The organism is Colwellia sp. BRX10-4 (assembly GCF_014077465.1).
Taxonomy (GTDB): domain Bacteria; phylum Pseudomonadota; class Gammaproteobacteria; order Enterobacterales; family Alteromonadaceae; genus Colwellia_A.
The window spans coordinates 18,034-37,583 of the sequence record NZ_JACGVZ010000004.1 but is presented as its reverse complement, the minus strand read 5'-3'; the positions used below and the strand labels follow the sequence as shown (position 1 = coordinate 37,583).

The window sequence follows — 19,550 nt, the reverse complement described above, 5'->3', positions numbered from 1 at the left end:
ATAAATATTCAACATATTAACCATTCCTACGCCGGCATTATCCGTTTCAGGTATTAAGGGTAAAAATTCTCAGCAATACAAAAGCTTATTAACAACAGCTTTTTATTGCACCCCTTGGTTTGTTCGGCATACTAACAATTTTATCATCAAAGTACAGAAAAATTATGGTTGTTTAATGTCATGTATTTGCTTAATCTGATGATTTTCAGTAAATTAGCACTATAGTTTTTTTTATTAAATTGCCATGACAAATCATCTAAGCCAAAATCATTTATGTTCAGTAACCTTATTAGGAAATTTAGTTGCTAAGCCTGATATTCGTTATCAAGCAAACCCAGTCCTTGCTGTAGCTGAGTTGGTATTAGCAACCCATAGCCGATGGTTTGACAAAACGAGCCAACAGTTTAAAGAATGGACGAGTTATCATACGGTTAAAGTTATTGGTGATATTGTTGATCGTTCACTTATTCACTCGCAAAAGGGTGATATTATTTTAGTGCAAGGTTATTTACTTAATAGTAAAAAAGCTAACCGTGAAATACTACACGCCACTTATGCACAAACATTTGCAAAGGGTTACGCCCAGTCAATAAACCAAGTGCATATGAGTGGTGAAATAAGCAGCGACATTAATTTAGTACTAACCGAGAATAATAAAGAATTAGTCGCGCTTAACTTAACCGTTAATAATTTAGTGTATTCGCCTATAACACAGCAAACCCAAAATATTTCTATCGAACGTTCGGTACATATCTGGGGCAAACAAGCACATTATATTAAAGATAAAGCCGAGCTAGGCGACCAATTAGTTGTCGACGGAAGATTAAGCTATCTCAATGATAGTAAAAAATCACAATTTATTGATTCACACCAAGTCATTTTATTGAAACATTAAAACGGATTACCTATAATTTTATAAAATTAGGATTGTTGGCAAAATATGGACGTTTTTCATTATATAAAAAAAATAACTACGCAAGCACTTCTAATGTTGCTGGCTTTTTATTGGCTATTAACGCCCTTAACTACGGTTGCTGAAGAAGTTCGACTCGAAGTTTTAGCCCAGCTACCTAGCCTAAGTTCAACTAATAAAACAACCGTTATTGCATTACCTGTTAATAGTGAGAATAAGCAGCAATACTTAATTGCAAACGCTGCTGGCGAATTGTCTTTACTTAATAATGCCAAGCTCACTTTTTTAGCAAGCTTACCTTTAAATAATCATACTACCGATAAACAAGTTGAATTAACCGCGCTAACGTTTCACCCCAGTTTTTTGTTAGCAGATAAAACTGGCTTTCAAAACTTTTTTACTGCACATATTGAGCCCGCTAAAATAAACAATAATGTTGCGCGATTAACGCTATTAGCCGATCCGGTTGCATTGCCATTTGACGCTGTGATAACGCAGTGGCAATACGACAACACAGCGGCAATTAAAATTGATGTGCAGCAACGCAGAGAAGTGCTGAGAATTGCGGTGCCAACTGCCACACACCAAATACAGAAAATTGCCTTTAATCCATATAATAAAGTATGGCACGATGATTATGGCTTAATGCTTGTTGCTTTGTCTGACAGTAACGCTAGCTTAGCCAACGCTAGCGAAGGCGCTTTATATTCTGGCGTTGTGTTACGCATTAATCCTGAAAAATTGGGCTTAAGAAATTATAGGGTGCCAAGTAGTAACCCTTTTATGAAAACAAACGACGTTAACAATGAGATCTTTATTTTAGGTGCTCAAAGCATTAGTTCTTTTTCGTGGTCAAAAAAACATTATGGCGCATTACTCGTAGAACATGACTACGATGGCGCTCACCAAGTTGTTGTTGCTGATAAAGGTGCTGACTGGCGAGATTCTTACCAAAACAACCTTGTTTTTCCGCTGAAATCTACTCAAGGGACTCATGGAAATATTTTCCCTTATTATGGGCGAAACCTAGAAGCGTCTGTGGGAAGTGTCTTATATCTTATTAATGATTCAAAAAATTGGCAACTTGCCCAATTGAATACCACGATGGTAAATAGTGAGGCTAAAAGTGGCGCCGCTGCATTACCTATTTTGTCTTTTAGTCGTGATGAGCTTTCTCCAAAAAATAAAGTGTCATTACTCTTTAATCACAACGGCGAACCCTTACTGTTAGATTTAACCAATAAACAATTATTATCGGTAAAGGCTATCCCATTAAAAAGTGAGAATAGTAAGCGTATTCAGGTGGAGAAAAAAAGTGATGAACAATCGGCGCCACTCAACAATAGCGCTTATGGCAAACTACTGCTTACCCTGTTTATATTGGTGGTTGCGGTGGCGTTTTATCGATTACGACTAAAAACGGTCAATCAAAAAGCAAAATTAAGAGGTATGTTTGCACGCTTTGAACTCGATACTAGCCAAACAACCGTATCGTTTTACAAGCGCCATCAGTCAGAAGTAGACAGTCAATTGGCTATTGCCGATATTGTTAAAAGTGAAATTTGGGTAAACGATAGCAACGTCAGTATTATTAATGAGGATATTAACCATGGTTACAATGAGCAATGCGAGAACAAACTGCGCTTGTCATTTAATCAAGCGCATCGCCATAAGCTTATTAATGATGAAACTCGACAAGTCCTGCTTTATTTAACCGATAAAAACGCTAAAACATATGTTGTATGCTTATATTTTAGAAAAGGTAACCAGCGTCTAACCAAAGCGAAATATTTTGATACCTTAGAGTCATTAATTGATTGGAACTGGTTTATTGCCACCCAGCTGAATCCAGAAGCAACAACGCCACGACCACTAAAAGTAGCCATCGCTAAGAGCGCGATAAAAAAAGTTTTTAAGAAAAAAAAGGCCGAGCCTAAAAGCATTGATGCCTCCGTAATAAAAGAACCGCTACCTAGTAAGCAAACCGCAGCGGTATTGCACGACATCGTTGTTCATGACTCGGAATTAATAAGTGCGCTAGACAAGCTTGTTGATTTAAAACAACAGGGTTTTTTAACCGATGAAGAATTTAGTTTAGCGAAAGCGAAAATTTTATCAGATATGATTGTTTAATATGGATAGAGATGCTGAGCAAACAAACTAAAACACTTTTTTTAATGACCACATTAATTAGTATTGCCATTCTTTTTAGCGTGTTATTTTCTTTAGATGTATTGAAAAACAATAACCTACAGCCATTACTTGACCAGTTTATTCCTCAAGGATATCTGGGGGTGTTAATGGTTTTAAGTCTATTGGCATTACTGACCAGTATAGGTTTACCCAGGCAAGTCGCTGCTTTTTCTTGTGGTTACATCTTTGGCATTGTTTATGGGACGCTGCTGGCCACTTTAGCGGCAACACTCGGTTGCATGCTAACGTTATTTATCGCAAAAACCTTTTTTAGACAAAGGGTGCTTGACGCTTACCCCGAAAAACTAATCACACTATCTACTTTTTTCTCAACGGACACCTTCAGCAAAGCTCTAGTTATTCGTTTGTTACCTGCGGGCTCAAACTTTTTAACTAACATATTAGCAGGCATGGCTAAGGTAAGGTTTATCCCTTATGTTACAGGCACTTGTATTGGCTTTATTCCACAGATGTTGATATTTTCATTACTTGGCGCAGGTATTAAAGTCGGGGAGGAACAGCAAATATTACTGAGTTTATCTTTACTGGTTGTTGCGTTAATTTTTGGCTATTTGTTGTATAAAAAAGAAAAAAAACGCGATAAAAAAGGAGCTATTTAGCTCCTTTTTTATTGTCTTGCTAACGGTCATTTAGTCGAGTGTTAACAAATACTTCACTAAGTTGCTGTAGTCAGCTTCAAAGTTGTTTTTATCTAAACCTGCATTTTCAATTTTGTAGCGGCCATTAACAATAACGGCTGGCACACCTGTTAAACCACCACTTTTTGCGTAGTAGGTTTGCTTTTTCTTCATTTGTTTTACTTGGCTATTTACACCAAAGCTTTTCATTAATTTGTCAAACTTTTCGCCATCAGCGCCATTCAAAACAAAAACATTACGAATATCTTTTTCAGAAGTAAAGACTGCGCGCTGCACATGAATATAATTAAAAAGTGCGCCCATTAGCTTAGTTTCCATGTCCATTTGCTCGGCAACAACTACCGCTTTACTTAACGTTTCCTGCATCACTTGAGAAGCGCCACGTAAAAAATCAACGTGATTGAATTCAAATTTAACCCCTGCTGGTAACTGCTTTTTAACGCTAGTCATGAAAGGTGAAAACTTGAAACAATGTGGACAGTAAAATGAAAAGAATTCACGTACTTCAGGCTTTTTGGTAGCCTGTTCGCTCACGATTGTATAATGCGTACCTTCTTGATAATTTGCTGCTGATGCCATTAATGGCAATAATAACATCACAAATAAACTCACTAATTTTTTCATTTAACGTTTTTCCTCAAACAATAGCCCTGCGCTATTAATAATTATGCAGGTAATAAACTTAATGGTGGCTGTTGAAGGGCAGACACTTGCTCTTTCAACATTAAAATTTGCTGTTCCCAATACTTATCAGTATTAAACCATGGGAAGTTATGCGGGAACGCTGGGTCTTGCCAGCGCTTACATAACCAAGCCATATAATTAACAACACGCATGGTACGTAATGATTCTATCAAAATAAGTTGCTTGGGTTCAAATGAATAAAATTCTTCGTATCCCGAAAGCATAGTATCAAGTTGTAATAACCGTTGTTGGCGATCACCTGAAAGCATCATCCATAGGTCTTGAATAGCAGGCCCCATGCGACAATCATCTAAATCGACAAAATGTGGACCTTTGTCTGTCCATAAAATATTACCGGCATGACAATCACCGTGTAAACGTATTTCATGGCTGGGTTGATATTGCTGCGCTGCAATATCAACCACTTGTTCTAAAATAGTAAAGAAAGCTTTGCTTAGGTAATGTGGCACAAAACCAGAGTCTTTTATAATATCGGTGGCCTGAAAAAGCATTTCTTGCTTGTTATAGGTCGGGCGATGTTTAAAAGGTTTTGTCGCCGCGACGGCATGAATACGTCCTAAAAATCGTCCCATCCATTCAAGCTGATCTAAATTGTCTACTTCGAAAATACGTCCGCCCCGACAAGGGTAGATAGCAAAATGAAAGCCTTGATGAGAAAAAAGTGATTCTCCACCAATTTTTAACGGCGCAACTAAGGGTAATTCATGTTTTGCTAATTCAAAAGAAAAGCTATGCTCTTCTCTAAGTTCAGCTTCGGTCCAGCGTTGCGGTCGATAAAACTTGGTGACGTATTTTTTCTTATCTTCGTCATGAAATTGATAAACACGGTTTTCATAACTATTTAAAGCCAGCAAGCCGCTATCAACAAAGAGGCCAGTACTTTCTAGGCCATCTAAGATCAAGTCGGGTGATAGGGTAGTAAAATCAAATACAGACATTAGCGTTTATTAAAAAACCTGCTTTCATGTTCAAGAGAAACGTCATCTTCCTCTGAAACCAACTCAATAACAAATGAAATATCGGTCATGTAACCTTTTAATTCATAGGGGTCTACAGACAGACTCATCGGTAACGTATACACAGCAGCGGCTTTTACCATGACTTCTTGCTCGCCATGCCACTTAGTGTTTTCAATCCCTTTAACAGACAAGCGATAAACGTTATCAGTTTGCGATTTATTTAAGATTTTTAAGGTGTACACATTTTCTATATCACCGTTAAATTTTTCTTTGGCCAGTTCATTTCTGTCGCGAATAATGTCCATAGTGACCGGAGCGCGATTAACAATCTCTAAAACTAACAAGCTACACATCACCAATAAAACGATAGCATAACCTACTAATTTTGAACGAATAAAATGAACCTTCTTACCTTGTAATTCATGCTCGGTGGTGTAACGTATTAGCCCTTTCGGGTAATTCATTTTTTCCATAACCCCGTCACATGCGTCAACACATGCACCACAATTTATACATTCATATTGTAAGCCGTTACGAATATCTATACCGGTTGGACAGACCTGCACACAAAGGTTGCAGTCAATACAGTCACCTAATTCTAATGATTCATGTGCTATTTTACGCGAGCGTGCACCACGACTTTCACCGCGATTAAAGTCATATGTAACCGTTAAGGTATCTTTATCAAACATCGCTGATTGGAAACGTGCATAAGGACACATATGTAGACACATAATTTCCCGCATCCAGCCAGCATTACCATAAGTACAAAAAGCAAAGAACCAAACAGTCGCCGCTAAAGCAAACGAGGCCTGAAAAGTAAAAAAGTCAATAAACACTTCATCAACCGGTGCAAAATAACCGACAAACGTTAATGCCGTTAGTATCGAGAAAAATAACCAACAAGTATGTTTTAAGGCTTTACGCCAGAATTTGTCAAAATCAAGTTCGCGGCTATCCAGCTTTTTACGCTGATTAGCGGTCCCTTCAATTTTTTCTTCAAACCAGATAAAAATAAAGGTCCAGACAGTTTGTGGGCATAAATATCCACACCAAACACGCCCTAAAAAGGTGGTAACAAAAAACAGTAAAAAAGCACTAAGAATACAGAGCCAAGCGAGTAAGGTTAAGTCTTGTGGCCACAAGGTTAGTCCAAAGAGCGTGAAGCGTTGTTCTGCAATATCAAATAAAATGGCTTGATGATCGTTATATCGTAACCAAGGCAGTGCCGCAAAAAGTGCTAAGAAAAAAAAGTTCATCCGCTGCCTAAGTAATTGGAAAATACCACTAACTTTGCGCACATAAATTTGATCACGAGGCTGGTAGGTTTCTACCTGATTGGGTTGATGTATTTTAATATTTTTAACGGGAATTTGTATCTGCGCTTTTTTGATCTTGTCTTCTGATTTCACGATAAATCCTTGATATACGAAAGCCTCAAGATTATAACGATATTTATCTAAGAATACGTTATAAAACAATTAATATTAGTGAATAAGCCGAAAATTGATTATTCTTATATAATCATTCAATTATATAAAGAATTATGAAAAATTTATTGATCTTAATCGTCGCAGCGGCATTATTTTTACACTTTTATCCTCAACCAGAAGTAGACGAGTGGTTTTCAGAACAGAAAAACGCCATTTCTAATGCCTTTTCAGAAGCTACAGATACCAAAGTAAGGTTGAAGGCCGATAAAATTTATACTGACCTAAAGAGTCAGCTTGTTAATTTTAGTCTTGAAGAACAACAATTTTTAAAAGAAATAACCAGCGATAGAAAATCAGTAAAAGCTTTTTTTACTGATTTTTGTAATGCCAAACAACAATCCCCACATTTGCACCGAGAAAACCAAGCGAAAGTTTGTAAAACAATTGCTCAGTATAGTTCGTTGTTATAGGCAAATTGAAATATTAATAACCTATAAAAGATATAAAGCTGTTATCGAGCAGATCTACAACTTAGATGTGCGATAACAGTTTAATGCTAAGCAGAAAGACTGGCCAATAGCTTAGAGAATGCTTGTTCAGACTCTTGCTCTAGGTGATGAATGCCGCCGTTAATCACCCAGTGGCCATTGACCATAACGTCGTTAATCATATTATGCTGACTTGCAAAAATCATACTGTCTAATAAGTGTTGGTCGTGGTGAGCAAACAAAGCCACTTTTTTGGCATTAAGTACCAGTAAATCGGCTTGTTTACCTATCGCTAACTCACCGGTATTACTATTTGTACTTTGGGCGCCCCCTAAGGCTGCTTGTTGCCACAAATTACGACCTACTGAAGGTTGATCTTCTGTTGCTAAAATAGCACGTTGTTGCTTAATTAAGCGTTGTGCGTATTCTAACCAGCGTAACTCTTCGATAGGATTCACTGAAATATGACTGTCAGAGCCAATCGCTAAGGTGCCATTTTCTGCTAAAAATTCGCTGGTGGGGAAAATACCGTCACCTAGATTTGCTTCAGTGGTTGGGCAAATTCCTGCAATCGCTTTACTGGCAATAATGCCTTGGCGTTCTTGTTCGTTGATATGTGTCGCATGAATTAAACACCATTGTGGATCTAATGTGACATTATTTAATAACCATTCCACCGGGCGTTGGCCATAATGCGCTAAACAATCATTGACTTCTTTTTGCTGCTCAGCGATATGAATATGCACTGGCGCTTTATTATCTAAACTACGGACATGTTTTACCGCCTGCTCTAAAGACGTTTTATCAACCGCTCTTAATGAGTGAGGCGCAATGCCAACATTGGTATTTTGATAATGAGCACTTAAGGTAAAGCAGTCACTGACCAGTTGATTGAATTGTTCTATTGAATTAATAAAGCGCTTTTGGCCGTCATTTGCCGGTAAAGGACCAAAGCCACTGAAACGATAAAGTACTGGTAATAATGTTAAACCAATTCCCGACTGCTTACTGGCCTTAAAAATGGCTTTTGCCATGGCAGCAAGTTCATCATGGTTTTCACCATTAATTTCATGATGTAAATAATGAAATTCTGCAACACGGGTATAACCCATTTTAAGCATTTCAATATAAAGCTGTCGGGCAATTATTTCGGCATCGTTTACCGTCAGTTGATCGATAAACTTGTACATGATGCTGCGCCATGTCCAAAAACTGTCTTGCCCTTCACTACCTTGTTCACTGAAACCCGCAAAGGCACGTTGAAAAGCATGGGAGTGGCAATTAACCATACCAGGAATAACAACCCCTACTCGCTCAGCGCCATCAATATGGCCTGATGCTATTGCGGTGATTACACCATTTTCTATGGTTAATGTTTGCTGCGTATGCCAACCGCTGCTTAATAAAATACGTTCTGCAAATAACTTCATCGAAAATACCTTTACTAATTTTTGTTGTAAAACCCAATCTATATTTACTGCGTTTACCTATTCACCACTGACTGATGATTAAGGCTTAATAAAATAGTTATCGCGACTCATTCATACGAGCACACCTACACTAGAATTTTTGTTGTGAAAACTTAATCAAGGTTTCTACTAACTGTTTAAGCTTAGGAATAACCTCACTTGCCAACACTTCATTGTATTCTGGACTGGGCTCACTCATGTAAGTACGTTGTGAAAGCTCTAACTGTACCGCATGAATATTTTTTAGCGGTTGACCATACTCTCGGGTAATAAAGCCGCCTTTAAACCGCCCGTTAGTGATCATGCTATAAGGTGAGTAATCAAGTTTTTGTAGTGCGGTGATTAATTCAGGCGCGCAGCTTTTACCATCAGCTGTACCAAAATTAAAATCGGGTAATTGGCCTTCAAAAAATCTCGGCACGGTCGACAAAATAGAATGGGCCTCTAGTAAAACGGCTTTACCAAATTCATTCTGCATGTCAGCTAGAGTGCTTTTTAATGCTTGATGATAAGGCTGCCAATACGTGGTTACCCGATGTAATATTTCATCTTTTTCTGGAGCTTGCCCTTCAAGGTAAAGTGGCGCAAGGTCAAATGAGGTCGTCGGACACAATTCAGTACTATTGGCACCAGGGTATAAATCAACACCTGCTGGATCTCGATTTAGGTCAATAACATAGCGGCTATATTTGGGCATAATAATATATGCACCCCGCGCTTGAGCAAAGGCGTAAAGCTTGTCTTTATGCCAATCAGTATCAGCCACTTTTCTGCCTTGTTCAGTCATTTTATTGGCAATATATTCAGGTAAAGCCTCACCGTTATGCGGCATGCTGATAAGCAATGGAATTCGACCTTTTATTAACGTGTAAGTGTTAGACATCTTCAACCTTTTAATTGTATATACAACTTTAGGGGTAATTTATCATGCTGTTACTGTAGCAAGCAAATTTATTGCGCTGTGATACTGATCTTTTTAGTTGCTTTACTTGTTGGCCACTAAGGTTTATTTAATAATAACTCGGGAAGCAGTAGCTAGTATTACCTAAAAAACATCTGATTTTCATTATATTAAATCAATCACTTATTTATTAAAATTTGCTGGTTTGCTACTTATAGCATAGAGTGTATTTATTAAGACTTCACTTCTGCCTCCATAGATAAACGCAAATAAAGACCTAAGTTTTAAACCATGAATGATGACATTATAAGCGATATAAAGAATATGTTATGGCACTTGTCTACTTGGCTTAAACGCACATTATTGTGCAGTATTTTGTTAGTCACTTTTAGTGTCTATGCAGAGCAACTATCCAACAGTAAAGCGCCCCTTCGAATAGCTTTACCTGATAGAGCGTCAATCAATGCAGCTTCTGGAGAGAAGTTTCAACTGCTGGTTAACTTTCTTAAAGAATATTGGCAAATTTGGGCAATAGATAATCAACGTGAAGTATCGTTTAGCTACATGCCAACAGAAAAGGCTTATCAATCACTTGCTAATAAGAGTATTGATGTCGTCGCCGTTACTCGTTACCAGCAAGATCAAACAGATGTATTTTTTAGTATTCCCTATGCTAAATTCAAACAAAAAGTGTTTCGTCGCATTCAAAGTAATAAAAGTAACGGCCTGCAAATAGGTATCTACTCTGACGATCAATCAACTTTAAGTTCTATTAGTCGCGATATTGAACGCTATTATTATCAAGATCTTGATAAGCTGCTTGGCGATTATAAAAAGTATGATGCCTTATATGCAACAAAACCCTGGTTACTTAATGAAAAGTTAAAAGAATATAAGCTCAGTGGCGATTTTCACATTACTGAAGATGAAGCACCGGAAGTTGACTTTCGCTTTGCCGTGAGTAAAAACAATAGAAGCTTGATGCATAAAATTAACGACGGCATCCGCTCAGTAAGTCGACAACAAGCCGAGTTGTGGAATAACAAATATATTACCTTAAATGAAGGAAATATCTCGTTAACTTTTGGCAGCTATTTTACAAATTTATCTGTTGCTGAAAAAGATTTTATTATTGACCATAATCAACTTTTTTTTCCTGTGGTGTCTGGAGGTTTTCCGCCCTACATTATTACTAAAAACTTTAATCACATTACCGAGCGAGGCTTCACCATTGATTTATTTACGCTTTCAACTGAGCGTACCGGTATTATCTATAAACCTGTTTATGTAAGAAATGTAGAGCAAATTTTTTCGTCTTTAGCACAACAAAAAATTAATGTGCTGCCGTTGGTTGAGCGTAATAAAGATCGAGAGAAAAAGCTTATTTTTTCTGAGCCCTATTTGCAAGCCAGTTATAGTATGGTTTATCGCCATAATGACACAATAATAGATGGCTTAAGTGGCATAGGTGACAAAAAAGTTGCTGTGGTTAATAACTTTAATGCCACCCAATTATTATTAGAAAAGCTTCCTTTTGCGCACCTTAATTACTTTGACTCGATCAATGCGGCCATTACTTCAGTATCCTTGGGGGAATCTGATGTCTTTATTGGTGGCTCTCTCATTTCTTCTTATTTGGTTAAAGAAAATCAACTCTCTAATCTCACCAGCCAACCATTAATAAACTTTAATGATAATGCTCAATTTTTTTTCGCGAGTCCCCCCGGTAACGATATTGTTATTAGCTTACTTAATCGCACCATTAAAAGTGTTTCTGCTAAAGATTACGAAAGACTTTATACAAAATGGAGTCAAACGGCTTTCCATGAAAATAATGCCGATAAACAAATTGCTACTGCCTATCGAAATGTCAGTTATTTGTTTGTCGCTATTATGCTTTTTGGGCTGATTATTTTTTGGATTTATTATCGACAGCTTAGGGTCAGAAAGCTTGCACAACTAAAAATTGAACATGCATTATCAATTGCTGAGTCTGCAAAAATAGAAGCTGAGAAATCAGCACAAGCGAAAATTACTTTTCTTGCCCGGATGAGTCATGAAATTAGAACGCCGATGAACGGTGTATTAGGTATGGCAGAAGCCCTTGCTTTCACACCTTTAAATAAAGAACAAAATGATTTACTTGAAACATTACAAGGCTCGGCAACTAACTTACTCGCTTTACTCAATGATGTGCTCGACTTTTCAAAGATGGACGCCGGCAAACTGACTTTAGAATCGGTGCCAGTAAATGTTAACTTACTTTGTAAAAATATTATTAGTGGCTTTAATCACATTGAACACCACAAACCATTAGATATTAACTTACAAATAGACAATAAAATAAGCCACTGCTATTTAACCGACCCGACACGCTTCACACAAGTGCTTAATAATTTGCTTAGTAACGCGATTAAGTTCACTGATAAAGGAAAAATCGATTTAATTGTTACGGTTGTTAGCAGTGAGGTTATCAATAAAAATACCTACGACACACTTTATTTTGATGTAAAAGACACCGGCATGGGCATAGCGGCAGAAAAACAAACGTTTTTATTTACGCCCTTTATTCAAGCCGATGACGACATTACGCGAAAATATGGTGGTACGGGTTTAGGGTTAAGTATTTGCCAAGAAATAATATCAGCGATGGGTAGCGAAATTAAGATTGATTCAACGCTAAACCAAGGGAGTTCTTTCCATTTTAGCTTAAAGCTAAAACAGTCAACTTTAGAAAGTTCCACCGATAACCGTCGCAGTAATACCCGTTTAATTAATGCCGCTGACGATAACCGTTTTCAAGATCTACGTATTCTTATTGCCGAAGATAACCTAGTAAACGTTAAAGTGCTCTGTGCGCAACTTGCGCGTCTAAATATTAAAGCCGATATTGCTTACGACGGCCAAGAAGCTTTAGATTTACATGAAAAACAGGCTTATGACATTATTATATCTGATTGTCATATGCCAAATGTTGATGGTTTTGAACTCGCTCAAACGTTAACAGCAAGCGAGCAAAGCCGACCGCTTTGGTTAATTGCTGTAACCGCCGATGCTTTGAGTGGCGCGGCAGAAAGGTGTATTGCTGCAGGTTTCAATGACTATATGGCTAAACCTTGCCCACAGGAAGAAATAACCAACAAGCTCAACAATGCTTATCGACAGTTATTAAAGAAGCAGCAGAAAAACGACTTAATTAAACAAAATTTCAGCCTTTTTGATTTAGACATGCTGCTGAAAAATAATGAGCACGACATCGAACTGAGTAAAAATGTTGGTCGACTTTTTATCGCCTCATGGCAAAAAGAAAAAAAGCAGTGGCTAAGCGCCACCGAGAATTTTGATCATAAATATATACAAGCACTTGCTCACAAGCTAAAAGGCAGTACACGGTATTTTTCCCATCCTGAAATAGCTAAAACGCTCAATGAGGTTAGCCAGCAAGCTAGGGCTGAAAATAGTAAAGATATAAAAGCATCTGCTAGCTACCTTTATTTACAACTTGATATAATGACCGAAGAAATTAAACGTTGGCTATTGTCATAAGTCATGTGATTCTTTCATTATCAATCTGGATTAAAATTTTTATTATTAATCGCTTTAATCAATCATTGTAAATTGTTTTTATCACTTTATTAAATCAAGTTATTCACCCATACTAGTGCCACTTAATCGATTCAAATCAATCAAAGCGAGTGACTATGTTTACCAATAAAGAAACACAGCAAGTTCCAAACACTACTTTTCCTATTATTACTGCCGATGGTTGGGCAAGTCGAAACAGTGATGAAATTTTTGCGAATAAAACCGTCATTGTATTTTCATTACCAGGCGCATTTACACCGACTTGTTCATCTTCACATTTACCAAGATACAATGAACTAGCGAAAAAATTTAACGCTAATGGTGTTGATGAAATTGTTTGTATTTCTGTTAACGATACCTTTGTAATGAATGCTTGGGCACAAGACAAAGACGCAGCCAACATTAGTTTCATTCCTGATGGCAATGGTGACTTTACTCAAGCGATGGGTTTATTAGTTGATAAAAAAGAAATTGGTTTTGGTAAGCGTAGCTGGCGCTATTCAATGCTAGTAAAAAATGGTGTTATAGAAAAAATGTTCATTGAACCTGATTTACCCGGCGACCCATTTGAAGTATCTGACGCCGATACCATGCTCAATTACATTAATCCTGAAGCGGTGCAGTCTCAAGAAATTACAATTTTTAGTAAGCCCGATTGTCTATTTTGTAAAAAGGCTAAAGCATTATTAACAAGCCAAGGTTTAAAGTTTGAAGAATTGATCGTTGGTAGCGACGTAAATACTTCAATGTTCCGTGCTATTACTAACTCAGATACCGTACCACAAGTATTTATTGATGGTAAAAACATTGGTGGTAGTGAAGATTTAGCCGCTTACTTTGGTTAAACTTTATTATTAGCCAGCACTCAACACTTATTGCTGGCGATACAATAAAAAAAGCTAGATAACTCACGTTATCTAGCTTTTTTATACATTTGCACGTTAGACTTTAAACTTACCCACTATATCATTTAAGCCGGTGAATTCTTGTTGTAAACTGTCACAAGCTTGCTGCGTTTGCTGTAAATTTTGTACGCCTTGCTGATTTAAATCCATCAAATTTAATATATCTTCATCAATTGATCTGATCACATTAACTTGTTGTTGAGTCGCTTCAGTTACTGCATGATTTTCATTATCAACCTGTTGTAACATATGAATAATTAATTGCATTTTTTCGTCAGCTACTTTGGCTTTTTGCACACTACTGGTACTATTTTTTTGACTTTCGTCCATAGAAATAACCACAGCGTCGGTGCCTTTTTCTAAGTTATCAATCATGGTTTCGATTTCAAGTGCAGCTTCTTGAGTACGTTGTGCTAACTGTCTAACTTCATCAGCTACTACAGCAAAACCTCGGCCCTGCTCCCCTGCTCGTGCTGCTTCAATAGCGGCATTTAACGCGAGTAAATTAGTTTGTGAACTAACCCCTTTAATAACATCTAAAATGCTGACTATATTTTTAGTTTCACTGCTTAATTTTTCAATTTCGCCGCTTGACTGTGTCATTATTTTCAACAAATGTTCAATTGACTGAATATTTTCATTGAGTGCCACCAGCCCTTCATTTGACTGCGCTTGCATGCCTGATGTTAAGTTAGAAGCCGTTAGTGCGTTAGTCGAAATTTCTTGTGAAGAGTTATTTAACTCGGTTACCGCTGTCGATACACTTTCACCACGATTAAGCTGTTGATCGGCCATATCAATACCGACTTGTGAGCTTTGTCGAACTTGGCCAATCTGCTGTTGTAAATTTGCCGCTGACTCTTTAACTCGTCGCATCGAATGATGCATAGTTTCTATAAAATCATTAAAGTTTTCTGATAGTTCACCAAACTCATCGTGGCTCTCAACCGATAAACGTTGGGTTAAATCACCGTCGCCACGAGAAATACCTTTTATGGCAAGGTTTAAGGTATGAATAGGTTTCATTAAATAGCTAAACAATAAATGCATAAGAATAATCGTTGCAAGTAAGCTAGCGATAACCACAATAATGGCAGTGTTTCTCGAGTTCACCATGGGTTGGTAAGCTTTTTCGCTGTCAAGTACGACACCTACATACCAATTAACCGAGTCAATGCCTTTAATGGGGATAAATGAAACTATGGTGTTATTATTAATCTCATTTAAGTCACTCGAAAATGGCGGTGTTTGACCTAATAATTCACTCACCTCTTTATCGACATATTTCACATCAGGATGACTGAGAATCTTCCCTTTTGAAGTCATTAAATAGGCATAGCCTAAATCAAGAAAATCAATTTCATTCAGAATCGATGAAATTTCATCTAGAAAAATATCACCTCCTGCTGCACCAATAAACTGTCCATTTTTCAAAATAGGCGCTACAGCAGTCAATACTTTTTGATCCGTAGTGGCATCTATATAAGTTTCAGTAAAAGAAGACTTACGCCCTTCTTTTGCAAGTAAATACCAAGGGCGCTGCCGAATATCAAAACCTTCTGGAAGTTGTATCGATAAATCATCAAGGATAAATTCGCCGGTACTGGCTAGTCCAACAAAGGTATTTTTCATCATCCCGGCTTTTACTGCTTGCTGAACCGCATGAAAAATTTCTTCATGACTATTAATGTCAGTAATATTAAGCGCCACTGCATCAATTATTTGTAGACGATTTGTTAACCAGTTAGCAATATTTCCAGAAACCGAACGGCCTATTTCATCGATAGCATTATTAAGATTTTTTTGGGTGTGATCTTTTAAAAATATATAATTAATTGATGTAGATACCGACAAGGCTATTAGTAATAATACTGTAGACGCCATAATTATTTTATGGGAAAATTTTAATTTAATCACTGATGATCTTCCTTACTTTATTAGCTAACTTCATGGCATTACCATAGCACTGGAAATATCTAGATCCAACTTCCCGTTGCATTTAATCTTTTGAAAGCAACTTCAAAATTAATCTGATAAAATAACGCTATATTTTTATTGATAGTATCGCTAATTACTCTTATGGACAATCAACCTTTCAACCCATTACATGGCATCACCTTAAAAGCACTTGTTACCGAACTTGTTGAATTTTTTGGTTACCCTGCGCTTAGTCAACAAATAAAAATTAAATGCTTCACTGAAGATCCTAGTATCAATTCAACCTTAAAGTTTTTACGTAAAACACCTTGGGCACGTGAAAAAGTTGAGGCACTTTTTATCAAAAATTATCATAAAGTGCATCAAGTAAATGATGAAAAAAATAGCGGTCAATAATCACGCAAGCTACTCATACTCAATAAAAATTTTAGCTTATAGCGCAATAAACTAATTGCTTGATTAAAAACCTGTCACACTGACTCCATATTCATTATTTTTTGGAGTCAGGTATGAAACCCATTAATCACTATATTTTAACTTGGCAATGCCCTGATACTTCAGGAGTATTAGCAAAAGTTTCTCAGAGCCTTTATCAACACGGCGCTTTTATTACTGAAACCTCACAGTACAGCGACCCGTATACCTCGATTTTTTTCTCGCGTATCGCATTTGATGACAGAAATTTAACCGTTTCAATTGCACAATTCCGTCAAGCCATAGCCGAATTAGCCCAACCGCTTGCGATGAACTTTCAATTAAGAGAACGTGATGATTTTCCAAATGTTGTTATCGCGGTATCGAAAGATGATCATTGCTTGGTGTCGTTATTAACCAAAGTGAAAGCCGGTGTTTTACCTATTAATGTTGCTGCTGTGGTTTCAAACCATCAGGACTGCCAAGCTTTAGTTGATTGGCATAAAATTCCTTTTCATCACTTACCTATTTCTACTTCGACAAAAGCGCAACAAGAAAGTGAATTACAAGCCTTATTAATAAACTACAAAACAGACTTATTAGTGCTTGCGCGTTATATGCAAATTTTGTCTGATGATTTTTGTCAACAATGGCAAGGTCGAGCTATTAATATTCATCATTCTTTTTTACCCAGCTTTAAAGGCGCAAAACCTTACCATCAAGCCCACCAACGTGGTGTGAAAGTGATTGGCGCAACCGCCCACTATATCACTAGTGACTTAGATGAAGGCCCTATTATTGTGCAAGAAGTAAAAGCCATTAACCATAGCCTGACGATAGAGCAGATGGTTCATAGTGGTCACGACATTGAAGCAACAGCATTGTCTCATGCGGTTAGAATGCATGCCGAGCAACGTGTCTGTTTAAATCAGGGCAAAACAGTTATTTTACTTTAGCGGTTAATTTATAAGGTAAACATAACGAGTAAAGCCCCTAATACGCTGGGTGCTTTACTGTTTTCATTCACTATTTCTGCTACATTAAGCCATAACCTTTTGTCTTAATTAGTTGTGTTTTCCAATGATCCACTACCAAATAACGCCTAAAAATCTAAACAGCCATTTATTTTTGGTTACGCTTTCTTTTGCCACACAAGTGAATAAGACTTATCATTTATCGCTACCCGCTTGGTTACCGGGAAGCTATATGATCCGTGACTTTGCAAAAAATATTACTGAAATTAGCGCTTATAACAGTGACCCAACAGCAGCTCAAAATACTGAGACAATTGCGCTGAATAAAACCGACAAACAAACTTGGAAATTTACCGCAACAAGTGTCAATACTTCAATATGTTATCAAGTATTCGCTTTTGATTTATCGGTACGCACCGCTTACTTAGACAGTGAACGTGGCTTTTTTAATGGCAGCTCAACTTTTTTACAAGTGCAAGAATTGCCAGAAGAATGCTGTCAGTTGACTATTGCATTACCAAAAGAATTAACAACTGAATCGTCGCAACAGTTAAATAGTTGGCGAGTTGCCACGGGCTTAACACGCGCTACAGGCACTGATAAATATCAGTTAGGTGATTATATTGCTAAAGACTATCAAGAACTTATCGATTGCCCTGTTGCCATTGGTAACTTTGATGCTTTTGAATTTGTTGTCGAAGGTGTTACCCATCACTTAGTCTTTACTAGCCAACATTTTGGTGATCGGGAGCGCCTAAAACGAGATATAGCTAAGCTTTGCCAGCATCATATTAACTTATTTGGCGAGGTCCCTTTTAAAGAGTACTGGTTTATTACCCATTTGTTAGGCAGCGGTTTTGGTGGGCTTGAACATAAAAACTCGACAATTTTACAAGCCAGCCGCTTTGATTTACCCAACCCTAATAAACCTGATGAAACGTCTGAAAATTATCAAACTTTTCTCAGCTTATGTTCACATGAATACTTCCACGCTTGGAATGTATGCCGCATTAAACCGAAAGAGTTTATTCCCTACAACTTACAGCACGAAGTGCACACGAGACAATTGTGGGCCTATGAAGGCATCACTTCTTATTATGATGATTTTTCATTGTTTCGCAGCGGATTGATCAGTTTTGAAGACTATTTACTGCAATTATCTAAGACAGCGACTCGAGTATACCGGAGCCAAGGGGAATTAAAACAAAGTGTCAGTGACTCTAGCTTTGATACTTGGACCAAGTTTTATCAACAAGGTCCAGATGGCGTAAATAATATTGTTAGCTATTACACTAAAGGCGCTTTAATTGCACTTTGGCTAGATTTAACGATTAGAGAAAAGTCAGCAGGTGTCTACAGCTTAGACACCTTAATGCGCGAATTATGGATACATTTCGGTAGAACAAATATTGGTACCCGTGAGGAAGACTTTATAAACATTGCCAATATTCTCTGTAATGATGATATTACAGTGGCTTTTCAAGCCTTACTTAACAGTGCTCAACGTATTGAGTTAGCACCATTACTTAAGCAAGTAGGTATTGCCTTTACTGCTCAAAAGTTTCAGAAACTTAATAGCTTAGAGACTACTGACAATAAAGCCTATTCTCCTTATATCGGTGCACAATATAGCGCGTTACCTCTAGGCGTGAAGATTACTCAGGTTATTGAAAACTCTCCTGCAGCTGAAGCTGGCTTGGCAGTTAACGATATTTTACTTGCCGTACATAATATAAAAGTCACTGAAAAATCTTTGCAGCAACTGGCTGATCATTTACCAGAAAATACTGAGCTTACCTGCCACTACTTTCGTGATGATCAATTAATGACCGGTCACATTGTTTTTCTTGATTCACCACTGGCCGCCATCGCTATTACTGAAGTGGACAGCACGCTCAGCAAAAAATGGCGCTGTAAAAATCTACTGTAAATTTTTTGCCACAAAAAAGTAAAACGCTAGTGTAATTAAAAAACCACAAACTAGTAACAAAAGTTACTTTGTGCAAAAATAACC

The 19,550-nt window shown here is 37.3% G+C and carries 14 protein-coding genes, 1 pseudogene and 1 riboswitch; of the genes and pseudogenes, 9 read left to right on the top strand and 6 right to left on the bottom strand.

Annotation, left to right across the window (positions count from 1 at the left end):
- Window positions 1–6: 6 nt before the first annotated feature.
- Window positions 7–125: riboswitch (TPP riboswitch) on the bottom strand.
- A gap of 119 nt (window positions 126–244) precedes the next feature.
- Genes H4J67_RS05360 through H4J67_RS05350 form a run of 3 tightly spaced genes read left to right on the top strand, consistent with a single transcriptional unit; the run spans window position 245 to window position 3,726 of the window.
- The gene (locus tag H4J67_RS05360) at window positions 245–895 is read left to right on the top strand and encodes a single-stranded DNA-binding protein (protein ID WP_070375161.1); all 651 of its coding nucleotides are present in this window, start codon (window positions 245–247) and stop codon (window positions 893–895) included.
- A gap of 45 nt (window positions 896–940) precedes the next feature.
- A complete protein-coding gene (locus H4J67_RS05355) occupies window positions 941–3,046 on the top strand; it encodes an SHOCT domain-containing protein (protein ID WP_182203113.1) in 2,106 nt (701 codons plus the stop codon).
- A gap of 11 nt (window positions 3,047–3,057) precedes the next feature.
- Window positions 3,058–3,726: a TVP38/TMEM64 family protein gene (locus H4J67_RS05350; RefSeq protein ID WP_182174221.1), complete on the top strand. Its 669-nt coding sequence runs from the start codon at window positions 3,058–3,060 to the stop codon at window positions 3,724–3,726.
- A gap of 30 nt (window positions 3,727–3,756) precedes the next feature.
- On the opposite strand, the gene H4J67_RS05345 is transcribed toward H4J67_RS05350, so the two are convergent.
- The 3 genes from H4J67_RS05345 to ccoG are packed head-to-tail and all read right to left on the bottom strand — an operon-like array spanning window position 3,757 to window position 6,841.
- On the bottom strand, window positions 3,757–4,389 hold the full coding sequence (locus tag H4J67_RS05345; protein WP_182174224.1) for a thiol:disulfide interchange protein DsbA/DsbL: 633 nt from the start codon (window positions 4,387–4,389) through the stop codon (window positions 3,757–3,759).
- A 41-nt stretch (window positions 4,390–4,430) separates the two neighbouring features.
- Entirely contained in the window at window positions 4,431–5,408 is a 978-nt protein-coding gene (locus tag H4J67_RS05340) for a serine/threonine protein kinase (RefSeq protein ID WP_070375165.1), read from the bottom strand.
- Window positions 5,408–6,841: a cytochrome c oxidase accessory protein CcoG gene (ccoG, locus tag H4J67_RS05335; protein ID WP_182174227.1), complete on the bottom strand. Its 1,434-nt coding sequence runs from the start codon at window positions 6,839–6,841 to the stop codon at window positions 5,408–5,410. The genes H4J67_RS05340 and ccoG overlap by 1 nt, the downstream gene beginning before the upstream one ends.
- A 134-nt stretch (window positions 6,842–6,975) precedes the next feature.
- Between ccoG and H4J67_RS05330 the strand changes: the two genes are divergently transcribed.
- Complete coding sequence (locus tag H4J67_RS05330; RefSeq protein WP_182174230.1) at window positions 6,976–7,332, top strand: hypothetical protein; 357 nt, start codon at window positions 6,976–6,978, stop codon at window positions 7,330–7,332.
- Window positions 7,333–7,418: 86 nt separating this feature from the next.
- Here H4J67_RS05330 and H4J67_RS05325 read toward each other — a convergent pair whose 3' ends face one another.
- Together H4J67_RS05325 and hutG are read right to left on the bottom strand one after the other, a co-directional pair.
- On the bottom strand, window positions 7,419–8,780 hold the full coding sequence (locus H4J67_RS05325) for a formimidoylglutamate deiminase (protein ID WP_182203111.1): 1,362 nt from the start codon (window positions 8,778–8,780) through the stop codon (window positions 7,419–7,421).
- Between the two features lie 130 nt (window positions 8,781–8,910).
- Window positions 8,911–9,702, bottom strand: a complete 792-nt coding sequence (hutG, locus tag H4J67_RS05320; protein ID WP_182174235.1) for an N-formylglutamate deformylase — start codon at window positions 9,700–9,702, stop codon at window positions 8,911–8,913.
- Between the two features lie 309 nt (window positions 9,703–10,011).
- On the opposite strand from hutG, the gene H4J67_RS05315 reads away from it, so the two are divergent.
- Together H4J67_RS05315 and H4J67_RS05310 are read left to right on the top strand one after the other, a co-directional pair.
- Window positions 10,012–13,266 (top strand): ATP-binding protein, encoded by a 3,255-nt coding sequence (locus H4J67_RS05315; RefSeq protein ID WP_182174237.1) that lies wholly within the window; start codon window positions 10,012–10,014, stop codon window positions 13,264–13,266.
- Window positions 13,267–13,421: 155 nt separating this feature from the next.
- A complete protein-coding gene (locus H4J67_RS05310; RefSeq protein WP_182174240.1) occupies window positions 13,422–14,150 on the top strand; it encodes a glutathione peroxidase in 729 nt (242 codons plus the stop codon).
- A 96-nt stretch (window positions 14,151–14,246) separates the two neighbouring features.
- On the opposite strand, the gene H4J67_RS05305 is transcribed toward H4J67_RS05310, so the two are convergent.
- Window positions 14,247–16,127 carry a methyl-accepting chemotaxis protein gene (locus H4J67_RS05305; RefSeq protein ID WP_182203108.1) on the bottom strand — a complete coding sequence of 627 codons (1,881 nt, stop codon included), beginning with the start codon at window positions 16,125–16,127 and terminating at the stop codon, window positions 14,247–14,249.
- A 162-nt stretch (window positions 16,128–16,289) separates the two neighbouring features.
- Here H4J67_RS05305 and H4J67_RS05300 point away from each other — a divergent pair.
- The 3 genes and pseudogenes from H4J67_RS05300 to H4J67_RS05290 all read left to right on the top strand — a co-directional run.
- Window positions 16,290–16,526, top strand: a pseudogene (locus H4J67_RS05300) (VF530 family DNA-binding protein); the annotation flags it as partial.
- Between the two features lie 131 nt (window positions 16,527–16,657).
- A complete protein-coding gene (gene purU / locus H4J67_RS05295) occupies window positions 16,658–17,518 on the top strand; it encodes a formyltetrahydrofolate deformylase (RefSeq protein WP_182174249.1) in 861 nt (286 codons plus the stop codon).
- A 124-nt stretch (window positions 17,519–17,642) separates the two neighbouring features.
- The gene (locus H4J67_RS05290) at window positions 17,643–19,466 is read left to right on the top strand and encodes a M61 family metallopeptidase (protein WP_182203106.1); all 1,824 of its coding nucleotides are present in this window, start codon (window positions 17,643–17,645) and stop codon (window positions 19,464–19,466) included.
- The last annotated feature ends 84 nt before the right edge of the window (window positions 19,467–19,550 follow it).